15 protein-coding genes and 1 pseudogene are annotated in these 18,707 nt (G+C 71.8%); 9 read left to right on the plus strand and 7 right to left on the minus strand.

The window, feature by feature from the left end; translation table 11 throughout:
- Positions 1–277: 277 nt before the first annotated feature.
- On the plus strand, positions 278–1,363 hold the full coding sequence (locus OG584_RS28305) for a S1 family peptidase (protein WP_405782010.1): 1,086 nt from the start codon (positions 278–280) through the stop codon (positions 1,361–1,363).
- Positions 1,364–1,484: 121 nt separating this feature from the next.
- On the opposite strand, the gene OG584_RS28310 is transcribed toward OG584_RS28305, so the two are convergent.
- Positions 1,485–2,519 (minus strand): DUF3533 domain-containing protein, encoded by a 1,035-nt coding sequence (locus OG584_RS28310; protein ID WP_405782012.1) that lies wholly within the window; start codon positions 2,517–2,519, stop codon positions 1,485–1,487.
- Positions 2,520–2,670: 151 nt separating this feature from the next.
- Here OG584_RS28310 and OG584_RS28315 point away from each other — a divergent pair, with 151 nt between their 5' ends.
- The 3 genes from OG584_RS28315 (at position 2,671) to OG584_RS28325 (ending at position 8,126) form a co-directional block, all read left to right on the plus strand.
- Positions 2,671–6,108 (plus strand): DNA polymerase III subunit alpha, encoded by a 3,438-nt coding sequence (locus OG584_RS28315; RefSeq protein WP_405782014.1) that lies wholly within the window; start codon positions 2,671–2,673, stop codon positions 6,106–6,108.
- Positions 6,105–7,100 (plus strand): hypothetical protein, encoded by a 996-nt coding sequence (locus OG584_RS28320; RefSeq protein WP_405782016.1) that lies wholly within the window; start codon positions 6,105–6,107, stop codon positions 7,098–7,100. Before OG584_RS28315 ends, OG584_RS28320 begins: the two co-directional genes overlap by 4 nt.
- Positions 7,101–7,262: 162 nt before the next feature.
- Positions 7,263–8,126 (plus strand): esterase/lipase family protein, encoded by an 864-nt coding sequence (locus tag OG584_RS28325; RefSeq protein WP_405782018.1) that lies wholly within the window; start codon positions 7,263–7,265, stop codon positions 8,124–8,126.
- Between the two features lie 197 nt (positions 8,127–8,323).
- Here OG584_RS28325 and OG584_RS28330 read toward each other — a convergent pair whose 3' ends face one another.
- Positions 8,324–9,328 carry a lytic polysaccharide monooxygenase gene (locus tag OG584_RS28330; protein WP_405782019.1) on the minus strand — a complete coding sequence of 335 codons (1,005 nt, stop codon included), beginning with the start codon at positions 9,326–9,328 and terminating at the stop codon, positions 8,324–8,326.
- A 198-nt stretch (positions 9,329–9,526) separates the two neighbouring features.
- Here OG584_RS28330 and OG584_RS28335 point away from each other — a divergent pair, with 198 nt between their 5' ends.
- Together OG584_RS28335 and OG584_RS28340 are read left to right on the plus strand one after the other, a co-directional pair.
- A complete protein-coding gene (locus OG584_RS28335) occupies positions 9,527–9,979 on the plus strand; it encodes a GNAT family N-acetyltransferase (RefSeq protein WP_405782021.1) in 453 nt (150 codons plus the stop codon).
- A 70-nt stretch (positions 9,980–10,049) separates the two neighbouring features.
- A pseudogene (locus OG584_RS28340) lies at positions 10,050–10,622 on the plus strand (class I SAM-dependent methyltransferase); the annotation flags it as partial.
- A gap of 61 nt (positions 10,623–10,683) precedes the next feature.
- Here OG584_RS28340 and OG584_RS28345 read toward each other — a convergent pair.
- Positions 10,684–11,169, minus strand: coding sequence for a DUF402 domain-containing protein (locus OG584_RS28345; protein ID WP_405782023.1), 486 nt, complete (start codon positions 11,167–11,169; stop codon positions 10,684–10,686).
- 146 nt (positions 11,170–11,315) lie between these two features.
- Here OG584_RS28345 and OG584_RS28350 point away from each other — a divergent pair, with 146 nt between their 5' ends.
- Positions 11,316–11,690: a GntR family transcriptional regulator gene (locus OG584_RS28350; RefSeq protein WP_405782025.1), complete on the plus strand. Its 375-nt coding sequence runs from the start codon at positions 11,316–11,318 to the stop codon at positions 11,688–11,690.
- A gap of 399 nt (positions 11,691–12,089) precedes the next feature.
- On the opposite strand, the gene OG584_RS28355 is transcribed toward OG584_RS28350, so the two are convergent.
- Complete coding sequence (locus OG584_RS28355; protein WP_405782027.1) at positions 12,090–13,184, minus strand: DUF5925 domain-containing protein; 1,095 nt, start codon at positions 13,182–13,184, stop codon at positions 12,090–12,092.
- Between the two features lie 276 nt (positions 13,185–13,460).
- Here OG584_RS28355 and OG584_RS28360 point away from each other — a divergent pair, with 276 nt between their 5' ends.
- Both OG584_RS28360 and OG584_RS28365 read left to right on the plus strand, forming a co-directional pair.
- A complete protein-coding gene (locus OG584_RS28360) occupies positions 13,461–14,270 on the plus strand; it encodes an SGNH/GDSL hydrolase family protein (protein WP_405782029.1) in 810 nt (269 codons plus the stop codon).
- Positions 14,271–14,510: 240 nt separating this feature from the next.
- On the plus strand, positions 14,511–14,774 hold the full coding sequence (locus OG584_RS28365; RefSeq protein ID WP_405782031.1) for a hypothetical protein: 264 nt from the start codon (positions 14,511–14,513) through the stop codon (positions 14,772–14,774).
- Positions 14,775–15,088: 314 nt separating this feature from the next.
- Here the strand turns inward: OG584_RS28365 and OG584_RS28370 are convergent, their stop codons facing one another.
- From OG584_RS28370 to OG584_RS28380, 3 genes are read right to left on the minus strand one after another with little or no spacing between them, the layout of a single operon-like run.
- The gene (locus tag OG584_RS28370) at positions 15,089–16,291 is read right to left on the minus strand and encodes a type ISP restriction/modification enzyme (protein ID WP_405782033.1); all 1,203 of its coding nucleotides are present in this window, start codon (positions 16,289–16,291) and stop codon (positions 15,089–15,091) included.
- A 58-nt stretch (positions 16,292–16,349) separates the two neighbouring features.
- Positions 16,350–17,495 (minus strand): hypothetical protein, encoded by a 1,146-nt coding sequence (locus OG584_RS28375; RefSeq protein WP_405782035.1) that lies wholly within the window; start codon positions 17,493–17,495, stop codon positions 16,350–16,352.
- A gap of 11 nt (positions 17,496–17,506) precedes the next feature.
- Entirely contained in the window at positions 17,507–18,637 is a 1,131-nt protein-coding gene (locus OG584_RS28380; RefSeq protein WP_405782037.1) for an SPFH domain-containing protein, read from the minus strand.
- Between the last annotated feature and the right edge of the window lie 70 nt (positions 18,638–18,707).

Raw genomic sequence — 18,707 nt, forward strand, 5'->3', positions numbered from 1 at the left:
GCTGAGGGGCGCCGCAATCCGGTCCTCCGGCGGTGGATAGCGGACATGAGGCAATCGCGCCCGCTTCGCGTTTGTCGCTTTCCGGGGCTTTCTTCGGTATTGATCCCGCTGGATGGCTCCCTATTCGTGAACGGAGTGCGGTCGCCTTGTTGGTGTCGTGTGCCCGTCCTCGAGTCGACCTTGTGTGCGAGCTGTGACTGTCGGAATAGTGGGCGGCTCCATCCTCCGCTTCCGGTCACCCCACATGACCGGAAGCGGCCCCCACAGGAGGTCGAAGTTGAAGCACCGTCGCATACCCAAGCGCCGCGTGATAGCGGCAGCGACCGGCGCCGCCGCACTGATCGCCGCAGGCGTCACCTTCCAGACGGCCAATGCCAGCGAGTCGGCACCGGCGTCCCCGGTGAAGACGCTGTCCGTGACGGCGGCCGGGAACCTGGCGTCGTCGCTGACCCACAAACTGGGCGCCGACTCGGCAGGTTCGTACTACGACGCCAAGAGCAAGAACCTGGTGGTGAACGTCGTCGACGAGGCGGCCGCCCAAGGTGTGCGCAAGGCGGGCGGCCGGGCGAGAGTCGTCCAGAACTCGCTGGCCGAGCTGACCGGCGCCCGCAAGACTCTGGCCGACAAGGCATCGCTGCCGGGCACCTCGTGGGCGGTGGACCCGGTCAGTAACAAGATCGTCGTCACCGCCGACCGCACTGTCTCCGGCGCGAAGCTCTCGAAGCTGGACGGTGTCGTCAAGGGCCTCGGCTCCAAGGCCGAACTCAAGAGGAGCGCGGGGGAGTTCAAGCCCCTCATCGCGGGCGGCGACGCCATCTGGGGCTCCAGCGCGCGCTGCTCGCTCGGCTTCAACGTGGTCAAGGACGGCCAGCCGTACTTCATCACGGCCGGGCACTGCACCCAGGCCGTCAGCAGCTGGTCGGACTCGCAGGGCGGCTCCGAGATCGGCACCAACGCGGCCTCCGACTTCCCCGGCCACGACTACGGCCTGGTGAAGTACACCTCGGACACCCCGCACCCGAGTGAGGTCGACCTCTACAACGGCAAGACGCAGCCGATCACCAAGGCTGCCGACGCGACCGTCGGCATGGCGGTCCAGCGCAGCGGTTCCACCACGCAGGTGCACGGCGGCACGGTCAAGGGGCTCAACGCCACCGTCAACTACGGCAACGGTGACGTCGTCAACGGTCTCATCCAGACCGATGTCTGCGCCGAGCCCGGCGACAGCGGCGGCGCGCTCTTCTCGGGCGACAGCGCGATCGGTCTGACCTCGGGCGGCAGCGGTGACTGCTCCGCCGGCGGTGAGACGTTCTTCCAGCCGGTGCCCGCGGCGCTGGCGGCCTTCGGGGCGACGATCGGCTGACGTCCCGCGACGGCACGTTCCGCGGCGGCATCCCGCCCGGCGGCGCGTTCCGTGACAACAGCACTGTGGCCCGGCCCGGACCGTCCCCACGACGGTCCGGGCCGGGCCTCTGCCGTGGCCCTCAGATCTCCGGCGCGGTCCGGGCGGGGCCCGGTGCGGCGGCCGGCTTCCTGCGGAACGTGGACATGCCGATCGTGATCACGGTGCCCACCACCGCCCAGCCGGAGAGCACCAGCAGTGACCCGGTGACGGAGTTGCCCCTGAAGTACGCGATGGAGCGCGCCGCCCAGGTGCCCGCGCCAGGGGGCAGCCAGGGGCCGATCGCGTGCCAGAACGGCGGCAGCATCGGCAGCGGGAAGGCCCCGCCGGCGCTCGGGTTGCCCGCGACCACGACCAGCAGGACGGCCAGGCCGATCCCCACGATGCCGGTGAGCGCCTGAAGGGCGAGGGTGATCGCGCCGACCCCGAAGACGACCAGGGCGCCGAGCCCCCAGAGCCCCAGGACACTGCCGGGCAGCGCGCCGAGCACCGGGCCGACGATGACGGCGCCCCCCAGCCCGCCCAGCACCGAGTAGAGCGCCATGGTGGCGAGCCTGAGCACCGCGCGCCGGCCGTTGGCGGCCCGGGATCCCGCGCTGATCGCCAGGATCGACGCGCAGAGGTAGCCGCCGACGCACCATCCGACGACCAGGTAGAACGCGGAGAGCCCGTCGAAGTCCTGGGCCGACGCCGGTGCCGTGTCGACGGTCCGCACGCTCCTCCCCTGCGTCTTCTCGACGCCGGTGATGATCCGGCCGAGCGAGGAGGACAGTACGGTCCCGCCGCCGGACGCGACCAGGAGAGTGTCCTTCGAGCCGCCGGGGCGGACGATCAGGGCACCGTCGAGATCGCGGTTCAGGATCTTCCGGCGGGCCTCGGCCGCGCTGGAGACCGTACGCGGGTCCAGCGGGCCGCCGGGGAGCTTCCTGAGCTCGCCGACGAGGCGCGGGGCCGCCTGGGCGGGGGCGACGACCCCGAAGGCGATGTCCTTCGGCTTGGGGTTGTGCAGCGCTCCCACATAGGACGCGATGAACAGCAGCTGCAGGACCAGCGTGCCGATGACGAGCAGGGCCGCCCGCGGAGTGACAGCGGTCTTCATCTCATCGGCGAAAGTCATGCGCCCACGGTCCGGCAGATCGGGTGTTTGTGCAGGTGGGGCGGGCCCGAATGGCTGACGCACCGTTAATCGCACAAGTATTCGAAAGTGGTCTATGGTGGAGAAGGGAGGTCAGGAACGGACTGGATCATCGGAGCAGGAGGTGCGGCGGATGCCCGGTTTCACGCATCTCCACACCGTCTCGGGGTTCTCCCTGCGGTACGGGGCCTCCCACCCGGAACGGCTCGCGGAGCGGGCCGCCGAGCGGGGCATGGACGCCATCGCCCTGACCGACCGGGACACCCTCGCGGGCACCGTCCGCTTCGCCAAGGCCTGCGCGGCGGCCGGGGTCCGGCCGCTGTTCGGAACGCGGCTCGCGGTCGGCGCGCTGCCGCGTCCCGATGGGCCCACACACCGGATGCGCACCCCGGTGCGCGGCGGGGTGTTCGTCGACGAGTCCGTGCCCCGCGTCACCTTCCTCGCCCGGGACGGCGCGACGGGCTGGGCATCCCTGTGCAGGCTGGTCACCGCTGCCCATGCGGCAGGGGAGCGGCCCCTGCTGCCCTGGGACGAGAACCACGGGGACGGAATCGCCGTCCTGCTCGGCCCGGACTCCGACGTCGGCCGGGCGCTCGCGGCCGGCCGCCCGGACAGGGCCGCCGTCCTGCTCGGGCCCTGGCGGGAGGTCCACGGCGACGCGCTGCGCCTCGAAGCGGTCCACCACGGGCTGAGCGGTACCGGACCCGGCTCGCTCAGGCTCGCCGCCCGTACGGTCGGTTTCGCTGCCGAGCAGGGCGTGCGCCCGGTGCTGACCAACGCCGTCCGCTACGCCGACCAGGGGCAGGGCCCGGTCGCCGACGTCCTCGACGCCGCCCGCAGGCTGGTTCCCGTCGACCCGCGCAAGGGTCTGGACAGCGGCGAGCGCTGGCTCAAGGACGCGGGTGACATGTTCCGCACCGCCGAACGGATCGTCGAGGCGGCGGGCTTCCGCCGGGACACCGCGCACCGGCTGATCGACGGGACCCGGGCCCTGGCCGCCTCGTGCACCGTCGACCCGGATGATGACCTCGGCATGAACACCGTCCACTTCCCCGAACCGCGTCTCGTCGGCGCCACGCACCGCACCGCCCAGCGCGTGCTCGTGTCCCGCGCCGCCGCCGGCATGGTGCTGCGAGGCTACGACCGCAGGCGCGAGTACTGGGAGCGGATGCACCACGAGCTGGACATCATCGCTTTCCACGGTCACGCCTCGTACTTCCTGACCGTCGCCCGGGTCGTGGACGACGTGAAGGAGATGGGTATCCGGGTCGCGGCCCGCGGCTCCGGCGCGGGCTCCCTGGTCAACCATCTGCTGGGCATCGCCAACGCGGACCCCGTCGAGCACGGGCTGCTGATGGAGCGCTTCCTCTCCCGGCGCAGGCTCGCGCTGCCCGACATCGACATCGACGTCGAGTCGGCCCGCAGGCTCGACGTCTACCGCGCGATCATCGGCCGCTTCGGCGCCGAGCGGGTGGCCACCGTGGCCATGCCGGAGACCTACCGGGTGCGCCACGCGATACGGGACGTGGGCGCCGCCCTCTCCATGGACCCGGCGGAGACCGACAGGCTCGCCAAGGCCTTCCCGCACATCCGCGCCCGTGACGCCCGCGCGGCGATGGCGGAACTGCCCGAACTGCGCTCCGTGGCCGAGGAGTCGAAGCGGGACGGCGGGAAGTACGGGCGGCTGTGGGAGCTGGTCGAGGGGCTCGACGCGCTGCCCCGCGGGATCGCCATGCACCCCTGCGGTGTGCTGCTCTCCGACGCCTCCCTGCTGCGGCGGACCCCGGTGGTGCCGACCAGCGGCGAGGGCTTCCCCATGTCCCAGTTCGACAAGGAGGACGTGGAGGACCTCGGGCTGCTCAAACTCGATGTGCTCGGGGTGCGGATGCAGTCCGCGATGGCCCACGCCGTCACCGAGATCGGACGGGCCACGGGCGAACGCCTCGACCTGGACGATCCCGCGCAGGTGCCCGCCGGCGACCCCGCGACGTACGGACTCATCCGCTCCGCCGAGACGCTGGGCTGCTTCCAGATCGAATCGCCCGGCCAGCGCGACCTGGTGGGGCGGCTGCAGCCCGCCACCTTCGACGACCTGGTCGTCGACATCTCGCTCTTCAGGCCGGGACCGGTCGCCGCCGACATGGTGCGTCCCTTCATCGAGGCCCGGCACGGCCGCGCGCCGGTGCGCTACCCGCACCCCGATCTGGCGGAGGCGCTGAGCGGTACGTACGGGGTCGTCGTCTTCCACGAGCAGATCATCGAGATTCTGCGGATCATGACGGGCTGTGGCCGGGACGAGGCGGACCAGGCGCGGCGCCGGCTGTCCGACCCCGAGTGGCAGGGGCGTATCCGTGCCTGGTTCGCCGGGGCGACAGCTGAACGGGGCTATACGCCCGAAGTCGTCGCGCGTACCTGGGAGATAGTCGAGGCGTTCGGCGCGTACGGCTTCTGCAAGGCGCACGCGGTGGCCTTCGCCGTGCCGACGTACCAGTCCGCCTGGCTCAAGGTGCACCACCCCGCGGCCTTCTACGCGGGGCTGCTCACCCACGACCCGGGGATGTACCCGAAGCGGCTGCTGCTGGCGGACGCGCGCCGGCGCGGGGTCCCGGTGCTGCCGCTGGATGTGAACCGGTCCGCGGTCGCCCACCATATCGAACTGGTGTCCGGTGAATTCGGTGTCCGTCTCGCGCTGTCCGACGTCCACGGCATCAGCGAGGCCGAGGCCGGGCGGATCGAGGCCGGGCAGCCCTACTCCTCGCTGCTGGACTTCTGGCAGCGCGCCCGGCCGGGGAAGCCGGTCGCGCAGCGGCTCGCGCAGGTCGGCGCGCTGGACGCGTTCGGCGCGAACCGCCGGGATCTGCTGCTGCACATCTCCGAACTGCACGCGGGCCGCAGCAAATCCGCGCACAGCGGCCAACTCGCCCTGGGGGAAGGGAGGAAGACGGCTCCCGCCGGGCTGCCCGACCTCAGCGACACCGAGCGGCTCAGCGCCGAACTCGGCATCCTCGGCATGGACTCCTCACGCCATCTGATGGAGGACCACTACGCCTTTCTGAAGGAACTGGGCGCGCTCTCCGCCCAGCGGCTGCGCTCCGCCGAGCACGGGCAGAGTGTCCTGGTCGCGGGCGCCAAGGCCGCCACCCAGACCCCGCCGGTGCGCTCCGGGCGACGGGTCGTCTTCACGACCCTGGACGACGGCACCGGCCTGGTCGACCTCGCCTTCTTCGACGACAGTCACGCCGCGTGCGCGTACACCGTCTTCCACTCGTGGCTGCTGCTGGTGCGCGGTGTGGTGCAGCGGCGCGGGCCGCGCAGCCTCAGCGTGGTCGGCTCGGCGGCCTGGAACCTGGCCGATCTGGTCGAACTGCGGCGTACCGGCGGCCTGGAGGCCGTCGCAGCCGCCCTGGCCGCGCCCGCACCCGGCGACCCGGAGGGCTCCGGCGACACGGGCCGCCGTATCCAGCTGTCCACCGGCTACGAGATGAACCCCTGGGCCGACCTCAGGCCGGCCGGTGACCAGGCCGTCACCGGTCGCAAGCTCTGGCACTCCAGCCCGGGGAGCGCGGGATGATCCTCTCCGTACGGTTCACGCCCGCGGCCCTGCCGATCGCCCTGATCGAGGACCTCAGCCCGGTGGTCCAGGCGTTCCCGCCCGACGCCGCGCTCGTCGATGTGCGCGGCGCGCAGCGGTACTTCGGGCGGAGCGCCACCGAACTCGCCGCGCTGCTGCGGGTGAGGGCGCTCGCGCACCACGGGCTCGACTGCGCGATCGGGGTGGGCGCCAATCCGCTGCTGGCCCGGATGGCCGCGCGCGAGGCCAGGCCCGGGACGACCCTGGTGGCAGGCGACGCCCGTACGTTCCTCGCGGACAAACCCGTCGCCGCGCTCCAGGGGGTCGGGCCGAAGCTGGCCCGCACTCTCTGCTCGTACGGCCTCGACTCCATCGGCAGGATCGCCGCGGCGCCCCTTGCCACCCTCCAGCGGATCGCCGGAGCGCGCGCCGGGCGTGAACTTCAGGAGCGGGCGCGCGGCATCGACCGCACGCCGGTCGTACCGAACGCCGCGGCCCGCTCGGTCTCGTCCGAACGGGCCTTCCCGCGCGACGAACTGGACCGGGACCGGCAGCGCCGGGCCCTCCTCTCGCTCACCGAGGAACTGGGGGTCCGGATGCGCCGTGAGGGGCAGGTGTGCGGCTCGCTGGCGCTCACCGTGCGGTACGCCGACCGGTCCACCACCACCCGCGGCCGCACCCTGCGCGAGCCGAGCGCGCACTCCGCGGAGCTCGCCGCCGCGGCGTACGCGATCCATGAGTCGCTCGGGCTGCAGCGGGCCAGGGTGCGCGGGATCGCGCTGCGCGCCGAGGGGCTGACGCCGGCCGAGCGCGCCGCCCACCAGCTGACGTTCGACCCCGCCGACGACAAGGCGCGCCGGATCGAGGCGGTCGCGGACCGGGCGCGGGCGCGGTTCGGTCCGGGGGCGATCGTGCCGGGGACGCTGGCCACGCAGGACCGGCGACACACCTGCCGTACGGAACGGTCCGCACGGCGGGCAGTTGTACGGTGACCGCGAAGATCGGTTTCTGATCCTCCATCAGTTCTTTACCGACGCGTAACTTCCCCCGCTACCTTACTCGCGCGTAATTTGACGTGAGCAGAACATTCTTGTGGTCCGGGCCGCAGGGCGAACATCCGTCGTCACCCCCTTGAGTCGCAAGGAGATCACTCGATGATGCCCTGGAAGCGTGCGCTCGCAGTCCTGCCCGCACTGGCTCTGGCGGTCGCCGCCGCCGCCGCCGTCCCCGCCGCCACGACGGCACAGGCCGCGGCCCCCAGCAGCGGATGGAACAACTACTCCTGCAAACCGTCCGCGGCCCACCCCCGGCCCGTCGTCCTCGTCCCCGGAACCTTCGGTAACGCGGCCGACAACTGGCTGGTGCTCGCCCCGTACCTGGTCGACCGCGGCTACTGCGTCTTCTCCCTCGACTACGGCCAGCTCCCCGGTGAGGGCCTCTTCGACGGGCTCGCCCCGATCGACCGGTCGGCCGCCCAGCTCTCCGCCTTCGTCGACAAGGTGCTCGCGGCGACCGGCACCCCGAAGGCCGACATCGTCGGCCACTCACAGGGCGGCATGATGCCGAACTACTACATCAAGTTCCTCGGCGGGGCGGCCAAGGTGAACTCGATGACCGGCATCGCCCCCGACAACCACGGCACCACCCTGCTGGGGCTCACCAAGCTCCTCCCGTACTTCCCCGGCATCGGCGACATCCTGGAGAAGGGCGCACCGGGCCTCTCCGACCAGGTCGCGGGATCGCCCTTCGTCACCAAGCTGAACTCCGTGCCCGACACGGTGCCCGGAGTGCACTACACCGTCATCGCCACCAAGTACGACGAGGTGGTCACCCCCTACAAGACACAGTTCCTGAGCGGCCCGGACGTCAACAACGTGCTGCTCCAGGACAAGTGCGCCGCCGACATCTCGGAGCACGTCACCATCGGCCTCACCGACAGGATCGCCTACCACGAGGTCGCCAACGCCCTCGACCCCGCGCACGCCACCCCCACCACCTGCGCGTCGGCCGTCGGGTAGGCCGTGTCCGCGATGCCGCGCCGCCGCCCAGGGGCGGGCGCGCGGCGTCCGGTGCGGCGGGAGTGCGTATCGGGCGTCGCATGCCAGGCGCGACTTCGCGGACACGGCCCGGCACCCGAGGAACCGGCAGGGCGCGGTGCCCCCTCCCGGGCTGGGAGGAGACACCGCGCCGGAACACGGTCAGCGTCCGCGCCGGCTCACCTGGCCGACCTGCGGCGGACGCCTGCGAACAGCGCGGCGGCGCCGATGGCCAGGGCGGCCGCGCCGCCCATCGCCAGGTACGGGGTGCTGCTGTTCCCACCGGTCTCGGCGAGGTGCTGCCCGTCGCCCGCAGCCGGGGCGGCCCGCCCGCCCTGCGCCTCCGGGGCGTCGGCACCGGTTGCGGGGGCTCCCGCGGAGTCCGGTGCGGCGGCTTCCGCGGCGGCACCCGAAGTGGCGTGATCCGACGGAGCCATGGACCCCATGCCGTGATGCATGGGCATGCTGGACTTGCCGGCCCCGTCGGCGATCTCCTGCTCGGTCGGGGCGGAGGCACTGGGTGCGGCGGCGGCACCCGACGAACCGGCGGACTGGCCGAAGACCACGTCGGAGCAGGTGTAGAAGGCCTCCTCGCTGTCCGAACGCTGCCAGACCGAGTAGATCAGCTGGCGGCCCGTCCGCTGCGGGACCGTGCCGTCGAAGATGTACTCGCCGTTCTCCAGTTTCGGGTCCGTGACCTGGGCGAACGGCTTCGACTCCAGATCCGACCACTTCAGCGGCCTGGTGGGGTCGTAGCCCTGCTTCGTGATGTACAGCGCGAAGGCGCCCTTGTGCGGCGCGGTGGCCCGGTAGTGGAAGGTGTGGCTGCCGGCGGCCATCCTGGTGGACGGCCAGTCGCCGCGGGGCAGATCGAGGCCCTTGTACTCGTCCTTGCCGGCACTGCACAGCTTGCCGTCGGGGACGCGCTCCTTCGACTGCCCCGCGGCATCGGCCATGTTGACCGCCGGCCAGTCGTACAGGGCCTGGGTGCCGCCCGCAGCGACTGCGGCCTTGCAGGCGGGCGTGTCCGGGCTCTCGGGTCCTTCCGCGTAGCAGGCGGCGATCCGGCTGACCGGATCCGTCATCGAGCCATGGGCGGCGGCCGGGGTGGCGGCCAGCGCGGTCAGGGCGAGCGGCGCGATACCGAGGGCGGCGATACCGGCGGCCTTACGACGAACGGTCATCGGGGCGTACTCCTTCAGCGGTGGGGTGCGTGGGGGGTGCCGGCACATGAGGGAGACCCGGCCGGACGCTCAGCACGCTAGCCCGCCGGAGCTGGGCAGACAGGGCCCGGGAGCGGCTGTTGGCGATCTTTATGGCGCGGTTAAGGGGCCGCTGAGTGACGGTTAAGAGCGGCCGGTGAGGGTCGTAACGTTGTTCGTATGAGTTCAGACGGCATCCGTCCCGCGACCGCCGCCGACGTCGCCTCGGTGCGGGCCGTGACCGAGGCGGCGTACCGCCCGTACACCGAGCGGATCGGGGTCGTCCCGGCGCCGATGGAGGCCGACCACGCCGCGGACGTGGCGGCGGGACGGGTGTTCGTCACAGGCGATCCGGTGGCCGGTGTCCTGGTGCTCGTGCGCGGGGCCGGGCATCTCCTCCTGGAGTCGGTCGCGGTCGCCCCGGACGCCCGCGGCACGGGGGTCGGCCGCCGGCTCCTCGCTTTCGCCGAGGTGTACGCACGGCGCTCCGGGCTCGGCGAGGTGCGGCTGTATACGAACGCGCTGATGCGGGAGAACCAGGCGCTGTATCCGCGGTACGGCTACGAACTCCTGGAGCGCCGCACGGACGGGCCGTACGACAGGCTGCACTACCGAAAGCGGCTCCAGGGGTGAGGCGATACATGCGTGTTTCGCCGGGCATGGGATCAGCCGGATTGTCAGTGGGAGCTGAGAACATCGGCTCATGACGATCAACTGGGATGCCGCGGCCGCCACCTTCGACGACGAAGCCGACCACGGTCTGCGCGACACCGGGGTGCGGGAGGCATGGGCGGGGCGGCTGAAGAGATGGCTGCCGGGGGAGCGGTCCGCGGTCCTCGACGTCGGCTGCGGCACGGGAAGCCTCGCTCTGCTCGCCGTTGAGCAGGGGCACCGGGTGACCGCGGTCGACCTCTCGCCCCGGATGGCCGAGCGGGCGCGGGCCAAGCTGGCCGGTACGGACGCCGAGGTACTGGTGGGGGACGCGGCGCAGCCGCCCGTCGGCGAGCGGACCTTCGATGTGGTGCTGGCCCGCCACGTGGTGTGGCTGCTGCCCGACCCCGAAGCGGCGCTCAAGCACTGGTGTTCACTGCTGAATCCGGGCGGCCGGCTGGTGCTCGTGGAGGGGGTCTGGGGCGGCGTCGGGCTCTCCGCCGGCCAGCTGATGGCGGCCCTCGACCCGCTCACCGAGTCCGTCCATCACGAACTGCTCTCCGCCGACCCCGCCCTCTGGGGCAAGGAGGTCGACGACGAGCGCTACGTACTGGTGGCGATGGCCTGACGTCCCCGGGGGCCGGCGGACGGCGGATGCCGGGCGGGCCCCTGCCTCCGCCGCCCGGTCAGGCGAGCGGCAACTGGCCCCGCCCGGCCAGGAGTTCAAGCTCGTCCAGCGCCTGTACGGCCTGCCGCGCCGCCACCGGGTCGCGCCCGGCCAGACCGCTCGCCTCGAACTCGTCCTCGTCCAGCCGGAGGATCTCGGATCCGTCCACCGACACCCACAGGTCGAGGTCCAGATCCTCCACGACCAGCTCGCCGTCACGCACCTCGACCGGGCGCGTCACGTCGCAGTACCAGCCCTTGAGCTGTCCGGCTGCGGTACGTACTTCCTTGACCGCGTACCACCGGTCGCGCCAGTAGTGCTCGGTGAACACATCACCGGGCTCGAACCGTACGAACCCGAAGTCCCGTACACCCGCCCCGGCCCACTCGGCCCGCACGCTCACCCGGGTGCCGTCGTCGGAGAGCAGTGCTGCCGGATAGCGGATCTTGGTGCGGCCCGCTTTCAGCAGAACGACCGTCATCCCGGCCGCCGGACTCGCGGACATGCCTGCCTCCGTCGTACGGATCCTGTGGCCGGGCCACTTGACTGCTCTTGATGGATCGCAGGCTACGTGGGGGCTCCGGCGGCCCGCCTCCCGTTTTTCCGGCCGGTGTCACGGAACAGGAGGCCGGCGTGGGGGAGAATCGCAGGGTGACTCTGAAGATCGCCATTGATGCGGACGCCGCCACCGCCCCGTACGAGCAGTTGAGGTCCCAGATCGCCGGACAGGCCCGTTCGGGAACGCTCCCCGCGGGATACCGGCTGCCGACGGTGCGCGGCCTGGCCGAGGAGCTCGGTCTCGCGGCGAACACGGTCGCCAAGTCGTACCGGGCACTTGAGGCGGACGGCGTGATCGAAACGCGGGGACGCAACGGGACTTTCGTCGCGGCCGCCGGTGACGCCGCGGAGCGGGAGGCGGCCGAAGCGGCACGCGCTTTCGCCGAGCGCGCCCTGCGGCTGGGCCTCGGCCAGGCCGCGGCCCGTACCGCGGCGGACGACGCCCTGAGGGCGGTCTACGGGCAGTAGACCCGGCCGCGCGTCGCCCCTCGCCCCGGCGGGCTGCGCCGACCTGCCCCACCGGCGGGACCGGCCGCCGCCCGCATTTCCGGGACCGGTGCGGGTGCCCGCAGCGACATGGGGTTATGGACGAGATGGGCCGGGTTCGCCGTGGCGTGGGCACTTCTGACCGGCGCGATATCGACTCTCTGGATGGAGGCCTGGGGCGAAAGCGTGATGTTCGGCGCCGTACAGGGGATCGTCGTCATCGTCGTCCGGAGGTCGCGGCCCCACACCGGCGGCGGCCCCCGGAGCGAGGAGCAGTCCCGCGGCGGGCCCCGTTCGCCGTGTGGCGACGTACCGCCCTCTACCCGAGGTGACGGCCGCCGGGCGGCCACGCGATCCGGGCGCTCATGGTGCAAGGGCCCCTTACAGGTAGAGCCCCGCGTCCATGCCCCGCTCCTGCGCCGGTACGGACGCGGGCCCCGCTCCCCGCCGCAGCGCGAACAGCTCCGCGAGCGTGGTGCCGTCCCGGCCGACGCCCTCCTCCGTGCCCAGCCACGCCGTCGACTCCGCACGCGTCAGCGGGCCGACCTCGATCCGGGCCAGACAGCGGCCCGGACGCACCACCGCGGGGTGCAGCCGCTCCAGGTCCTCGTTGGTGGTGACGCCGACCAGGACGTTGCGGCCCTGGCCCAGCAGCCCGTCCGTGAGGTTCAGCAGCCGCGAGAGAGCCTGGCCCGCGGTGTGCTTGGCCTCGCCGCGGATCAGCTCGTCGCAGTCCTCGAGCAGCAGCAGCCGCCAACGGCCCTTCGCGGAACCGTCGTCCTCGCCGATGGCGATGTCCATCAGATAGCCGACGTCGTTGAACAGCCGCTCCGGGTCGAGTACGCAGTCCACCTGGCACCAGTCACGCCAGGACCTGGCCAGTGTGCGCAGCGCGGACGTCTTGCCGGTGCCGGGCGGGCCGTGCAGGAGGAGGAGCCGGCCCGAGATGTCGTCGGGTGTGACCTTCATCAGGCCGTCCAGCGCACCGGCCACCGGAGCGGTGTAGTTGGCCCGCACCTCTTCCCAGGTGCCTGCCGCGATCTGCCGGGTCGTGCGGTGCGGGCCGCGGCGCGGGGACACGTACCAGAACCCCATCGTGACGTTCTCGGGCTGCGGTTCGGGCTCGTCCTGGGCATCGTCCGTCGACTGCTCCAGTACCTTCGCCGCCAGCTCGTCGCTGACCGCGGTCACGGTGACATCGGCGCCGCGGTTCCAGCGCGAGACGAGCAGGGTCCACCCCTCGCCCTCGGCGAGTGTCGCGCTGCGGTCGTCGTCCCGCGCGGCCCGCAGGACGGTCGCTCCGGGCGGCAGCAGGGTGAGTCCCTTCTTGACGCGGTCGATCGACGAACTGTGCGAGTACGGCTGCTCGCCCGTGGCGAAGCGGCCGAGGAACAGCGCGTCGACGACATCGGACGGCGAATCGCTGTCGTCGACGTTGAGCCGGATCGGCAGGGCGGCCTCAGGGGTTGCGGACATACGCCCATGATCCGGCACCGGGGCGGCCCGTGCACGCGCTTTGTGCCACGCGTTCCTGTCCGATGAGGCCGCGGTGCGTCCGTCCGGCCCACTGACGTCCTGTCACCGAAGGTGTGAATCGGAGGCGTTCACGCCCGGGGCAACCGGGTCCGGGATTCACTGACAAGCAGGCGTCCTGGGGCCGTCGAGGCGCCGAATACTTGGCATGCACACTTCCAGAAGTCGGGTGTGAGCTGGTACGACATACGTGGCGGAAATCCTGCTAAAGGAGGTTCCATGAAATTGTCCAGATTTGCGACTCTCTCATCCTCTGTTCTGCTCGCCGTCGGACTCGCCCTCACCGGGGCGGGCGCGGCTCAGGCTGCCCAACCGGCCGCATCCACCGGCTATGTGGCCCTCGGTGACTCGTACTCGTCGGGGGTCGGGTCCGGCAGCTACGACAGTGCCAGCGGGGACTGCAAGCGCAGCAGCCTCGCGTACCCGAAGCTGTGGGCGGCGGCCCACTCGCCCTCGTCGTTCTCTTTCGTGGCCTGTTCGGGCGCTCGTACGGGTGACGTTCTCTCCAGCCAGCTCTCCGCGCTGACCCCCTCGACCGGCCTGGTCTCCCTCACCATCGGCGGGAACGACGCGGGCTTCGCCGACACCATGACGACCTGTGTGCTGAAGTCCGAGTCGACCTGTCTCGCCAGTCTGGCGACAGCCAACACGTACATCACCTCGACCCTGCCCGGCCTGCTGGACAAGGTCTACTCGGCGATCACCGCCAAGTCCCCCTCCGCGCACGTGGTCGTGCTCGGCTATCCGCGGTTCTACCAGCTGAACGGCAGTTGCATCGCCGGACTGAGCGAGACCGAGCGTTCCGCGATCAACTCGGCCTCGGACCACCTCAACGCGGTGACGGCCAAGCGCGCCGCGGACCACGGCTTCGCGTTCGGCGATGTCACATCCGCCTTCGCCGGGCACGAGATCTGCTCGTCGAACAGCTGGTTGCACAGCGTCAACATCCTCAACCTGACCGAGTCCTACCACCCCACGGCGGCCGGCCAGTCCGGCGGCTACCTGCCGGTGCTCACCGCGCAGGACTGACGCTCAACGCCGGGGGAGCGGCCGGTCTCCGGGCCCCCGTCCGGTTCCTGCCCGCCGGTTCCGTCCGTCCGCTCCGGACGGAGCCGGCCAACTCTCCCCGGAACCAGATATATTCGTGGAGTTACCGTCAACCTCCGTATGGCAGAGGTGAATCCGGCGCCCGGGATACACGGACGCCTCCCAGGGGCGATAGGGTTACTGTGCCCCGGGCCGGGTGCCCTCGTACGGGTGGGGAGTGACATGGAACAGATAACGGTGCGCAGCAGGCCACGAGTGCCTGCGATTCAGTGCGGAAGCGGTGCGACCAGTTCGCGCCTCGACCGCCATCTCTCGGTGCTCGGCGGCCCTGTCGTCCCGCAGCGCGAGTCGGCAGAAGCGACGTCCCTGATGCGTGAGCTCACCTCGCGCGACGTCGCACATTCCAGTACGGGCAGGGGAGCGCGCGTGAAGCTCTTCGCACCGCTGCGGCGGCTGCGCCGCTCGCTCTTCGGCAGCCGCGGCTGAAGCCTCCGAACCGGAACTGACAGAGAAAACCGATCCACGATCGGGCGACCACACCGTCCCGGTGCGGCGCCGCTCACGCCCCGCCCGTCATTCCCGGGGCGCACAGTGGCGCGTCGGTGTGTTCGCCGGCTCCGCAACACGCCATGGACGTCCTCGGGTACTCCCCAGCCCGCAGGCCGGCCGGCGCCGGCTGAGTACGGCCCGCTGCCCCTCCACCCCCGTGCACGTCACTTCCCGTACTCCGCTTCCGCGCCTCCGGTGCTTCCGTGCGGCCGGCGCTCCCGCACTCTCCACGGCCCCGCGGTGTCACCGCGTCACACCAGGGCGAACTGGCCCTCTGGTCCCTCCTCGTGGTGGTCGAGCACCGAAGCGGGCCGCCGGGCCGCCGCGGGCACCGGCAGGACACCCGCCGATGCCAGCTCCGGCCGCCCGATACGCGGGCCCGCCGCCAGCTTCCGGTGCAACTCCTCCCGGTCAGGGCCCAGCCCGTCCAGCAGCGCCAGCACGGTGATCAGCTCAAGCAGTTCGGAACTCCACTCCGGGAGCCAGCCGGACGGCCGCAGAGCCTCCAGTGTGCCGGGCTCCGCGGGGGCGGTCCTGCGCCCGAACCAGAGGTCGAGCACCCGCACCCCGCCCACCGTGAAGTCCCAGGCCCCGGCCGGTACGGGTGAGATGCGCCCGGAGCCGAGCAGCAGAGCCTCTTCCCCGGCGTCGTACGCGAGTGTCTCCGGCCGGGAAGGGACGGCGGCCCGCACATAGGGCCGGCGGCCGCCGGGCAGCCGGGGGCGGCCACCGCCGCGGGCCCCGCGCAGCTGGATACCCAACAGCTGCCGGCCCAGCTCCGTCCCGCACGACCAGAGTTCCGGATCGGCGGTCAGCGGTACGGCGCACCCGGCGGGCGACGGGCCGGACGCGGCCGCCGCCCAGGCGAGTATCTGCTCGGCGGTGACCTCCCGCCCGTAGCGCTGGGTGAGCAGATCCGTCAGCCCCGGCGCGATGTTGGGTTCGGCTCCGCCGGGCCTGCGGTACAGGGGCCTGATCCGGCCGCCCCGGCCCGCCGGCGAACGGCCGTCCGGGAGCACGGCCGAGACCAGCAGCCCCGGGCCCGTACCGTCCCCGGCCTGTCCGACGGCGAAGTACTGCCGCTCGTCGGCGACCCTCCACAGCTCCGGGCGGGCGGCGTCCAGCAGCCGGTGGTCCGGGAGCAGCCACTGCTCGTCGAACGGGCCGCAGCCCAGCCGCACCGGCGCGGGGCACGGGCCCGCCTCACGGCTGAAGCGGCCCGTCCCGGTGGGCTGTCCGGGCAGCGCGGATACCGAGCTCTCCGGCGTCCTGGCTCTGGTGGCACGGAACAGCCGCTCCCGCTCGGGGCCCTCCGCCCGTACCAGGGCGTCCCAGCGCGCCTTGAGCGAACGGGTGTCGGGTGCCACCACCCAGTCGCGCCCGAACCGCGGGGACCCCACCGACCAGGGCATCAGATCGTCGAGCAGGGGAACGTCATGGGTCACGCTCCGCATGCTAGTGCCGCGTCATCGGGCACGCCGGTCCACTGCCCCCGCCGGGGAGGCCGGCGCTCTACTTTCTGACCACCAGGAAGACGATCACCGCGACAACGGCCAGGGCGGCCACCACCGCGGCGGCGATCTTGCCCTTGCTGTACGGGCGTTCGCCGATCACCTCGGCGGTCCGTGCGTTGACCATGACCTGCCAGCTCCGGCCCGCGTACAGGTAGGTCAGGAACCACACCGGCAGCAGCATCAGTTTGAAGGTGAGCCCGGAGTACCGGGTGTCGACCGAGTGCACCCGCTGTTCGTCCCCGCCGATGTCGGACCGGCAGTCGCCCGTGATGACCTCGGCCATCCGCTCCTTGGCCGTCACCAGCCCGTCCTCGGGCTCCACGTCGTACCGCACGGTCTGGAAGCCGGCAAGATATTCCGGCTGGTAGGGCCTGGCCTCCTCCAGCGGCCAGGGGGTCAGCTTGTCCAGCTGCTCGGTGGCCACGTGGTTGGTCCCCGCGACCAGCACGTCGTCGAAGTCGCGGCCGACCGTCCCGGCGGCGTGGTACCAGCGGGTGTGGCGCACCTCGCGGGTCTTGGTGACGGTCTCGCCGTTCTCCTCCGTGGTGTACGTCTCGGTGACGTAGTAGTACTCACCGCGCTGGCCCCGGTACACGGAGACCGTCCTGGCGTCGTACGTCCAGTGCGGCAGATAGCTGCCCTTGAAGGTCTCCGCCTCGCTGACCTTCTTCAGGCGGGAGGGGGCGAACCAGCGCGACGACGTCCACTTGTGCAGCGCCTCACGGGCGTTGTCGCGGTCCAGCCCGAAGGGGACGACCGCTTCCGGGGTGACGCGTTCGGCGGCGTCCGGCTCCGCGACCAGCGCGGTGGCGCAGAACTGGCAGCGAGCTGAGAGGTCGTCGCTCTCGGTGTGGGCGCCGCAGCCGGGGCAGACATAGCTCCGCACCCCCGCGGCGACGGAGCCCCGCGGTTTGGCGGGCAGCGTGGCCAGCTCGTCCCAGCTGTGTTCACGCACCTGGCGGGGCACCGCGGTGACTGCCTGTTCCTGGCCGCAGTACGGACAGCGCATCGCGTCGGAGCCCGGAGCGAACTCCACTGTGGCGCCGCACGCCCGGCACGGGAAGGTGCGGGTGGCCGGGGCGGACGCGGCCGCACCGGCGCCCGGATCGGTGCCGGGGCCGGTGTACTGGTCGTCGGTGCTCATCGTCCCCGCTCTCAGGCCTGGGGCGGGAGCGGCGGCGGAACGGAACCGAAGAGCCCGCTCACGCCGGGAACCTGGTCGGCGGGCAGCCAGCCGGACATCCCGTCCCGCCAGACGAGCGTCGTGCGCGCCAGGGTGCCCGCGCCGACCAGACCGCTCAGCGCGGCGCTGTCGTACGGCCCCTGCTGGGCGCCGTCGACACCGATGAACCACTGCTCCTGCGCGGGCAGCGGCGGCGGGCCCGCCGGGGCGGGTGCGGCGGCCTGAGCGGGCACCGCTGCGGGCTGCTGCGGGGCGAGACCCGCCGCCATCCGCTGGCCGGCGGCCATTCCCAGGCCGAGCCCCATGCCCTCGCCGACACCGCTGCCGGGGGTGCGGGCACCGGCGCCGAGCGCGTCCGCCGCCTGGAACTGGGTGTACTGGTCGAGATTGCCCGCGATACCCATCCTGGAGCGGGTGTCGATCGCCTGCTCCACCTCCGGCGGCAGCGAGATGTTCTCGATGATGAACCGGGGCACCGCGATGCCGACAGGAGCCAGCTCCTGGGTGAGTACACCGGCCAGCTGCACGCCGAGCGCGTCCTGCCGGGTGGCCAGGTCCAGCATCGGTACGCCCGAGTTGGCCAGCGCGCTGCCCAGCTTGCCGACGATCAGTTGGCGCAGGTACTCCTGCACCTCCTCGGTGCGGAACTGCGGGTCGGTTCCGGCCAGCTCGCGCAGCAGGGCGGCGGGATCGACGACCCGCGCCGCGAAGGCGCCGAACGCCCGCAGCCGCACCATGCCGAACTCGGGGTCGCGGACGACGACCGGGTTCTGCGTACCCCACTTCATGTCGGTGAACTGCCGGGTGGTGACGAAGTACACCTCGGCCTTGAAGGGCGAGTCGAACCCGTACTTCCAGCCCTTCAGGGTGGAGAGCAGCGGCAGGTTCTGCGTCTTGAGGGTGTACGTGCCGGGCTGGAAGACATCCGCGATCCGGCCCTCGTTGACGAAGACCGCAGTCTGCGACTCGCGTACGACGAGCCTGGCACCCATCTTGATCTCGTTGTCGTGGCGCGGAAATCGCCGGACGATGGTGTCCCTGCTGTCGTCGGTCCACTCGACGATGTCAATGAATTCTCCGCGGATGCTGTCGAACAGCCCCATGGAACCTCCCCCGCTCTTGCGTGTTCGCGCGCCGCTCCTGACCCGCCCGGGAACGATAGCAACCGGTCCG

It is taken from the genome of Streptomyces sp. NBC_00859 (assembly GCF_045161865.1).
Taxonomy (GTDB): Bacteria; Actinomycetota; Actinomycetes; order Streptomycetales; family Streptomycetaceae; genus Streptomyces.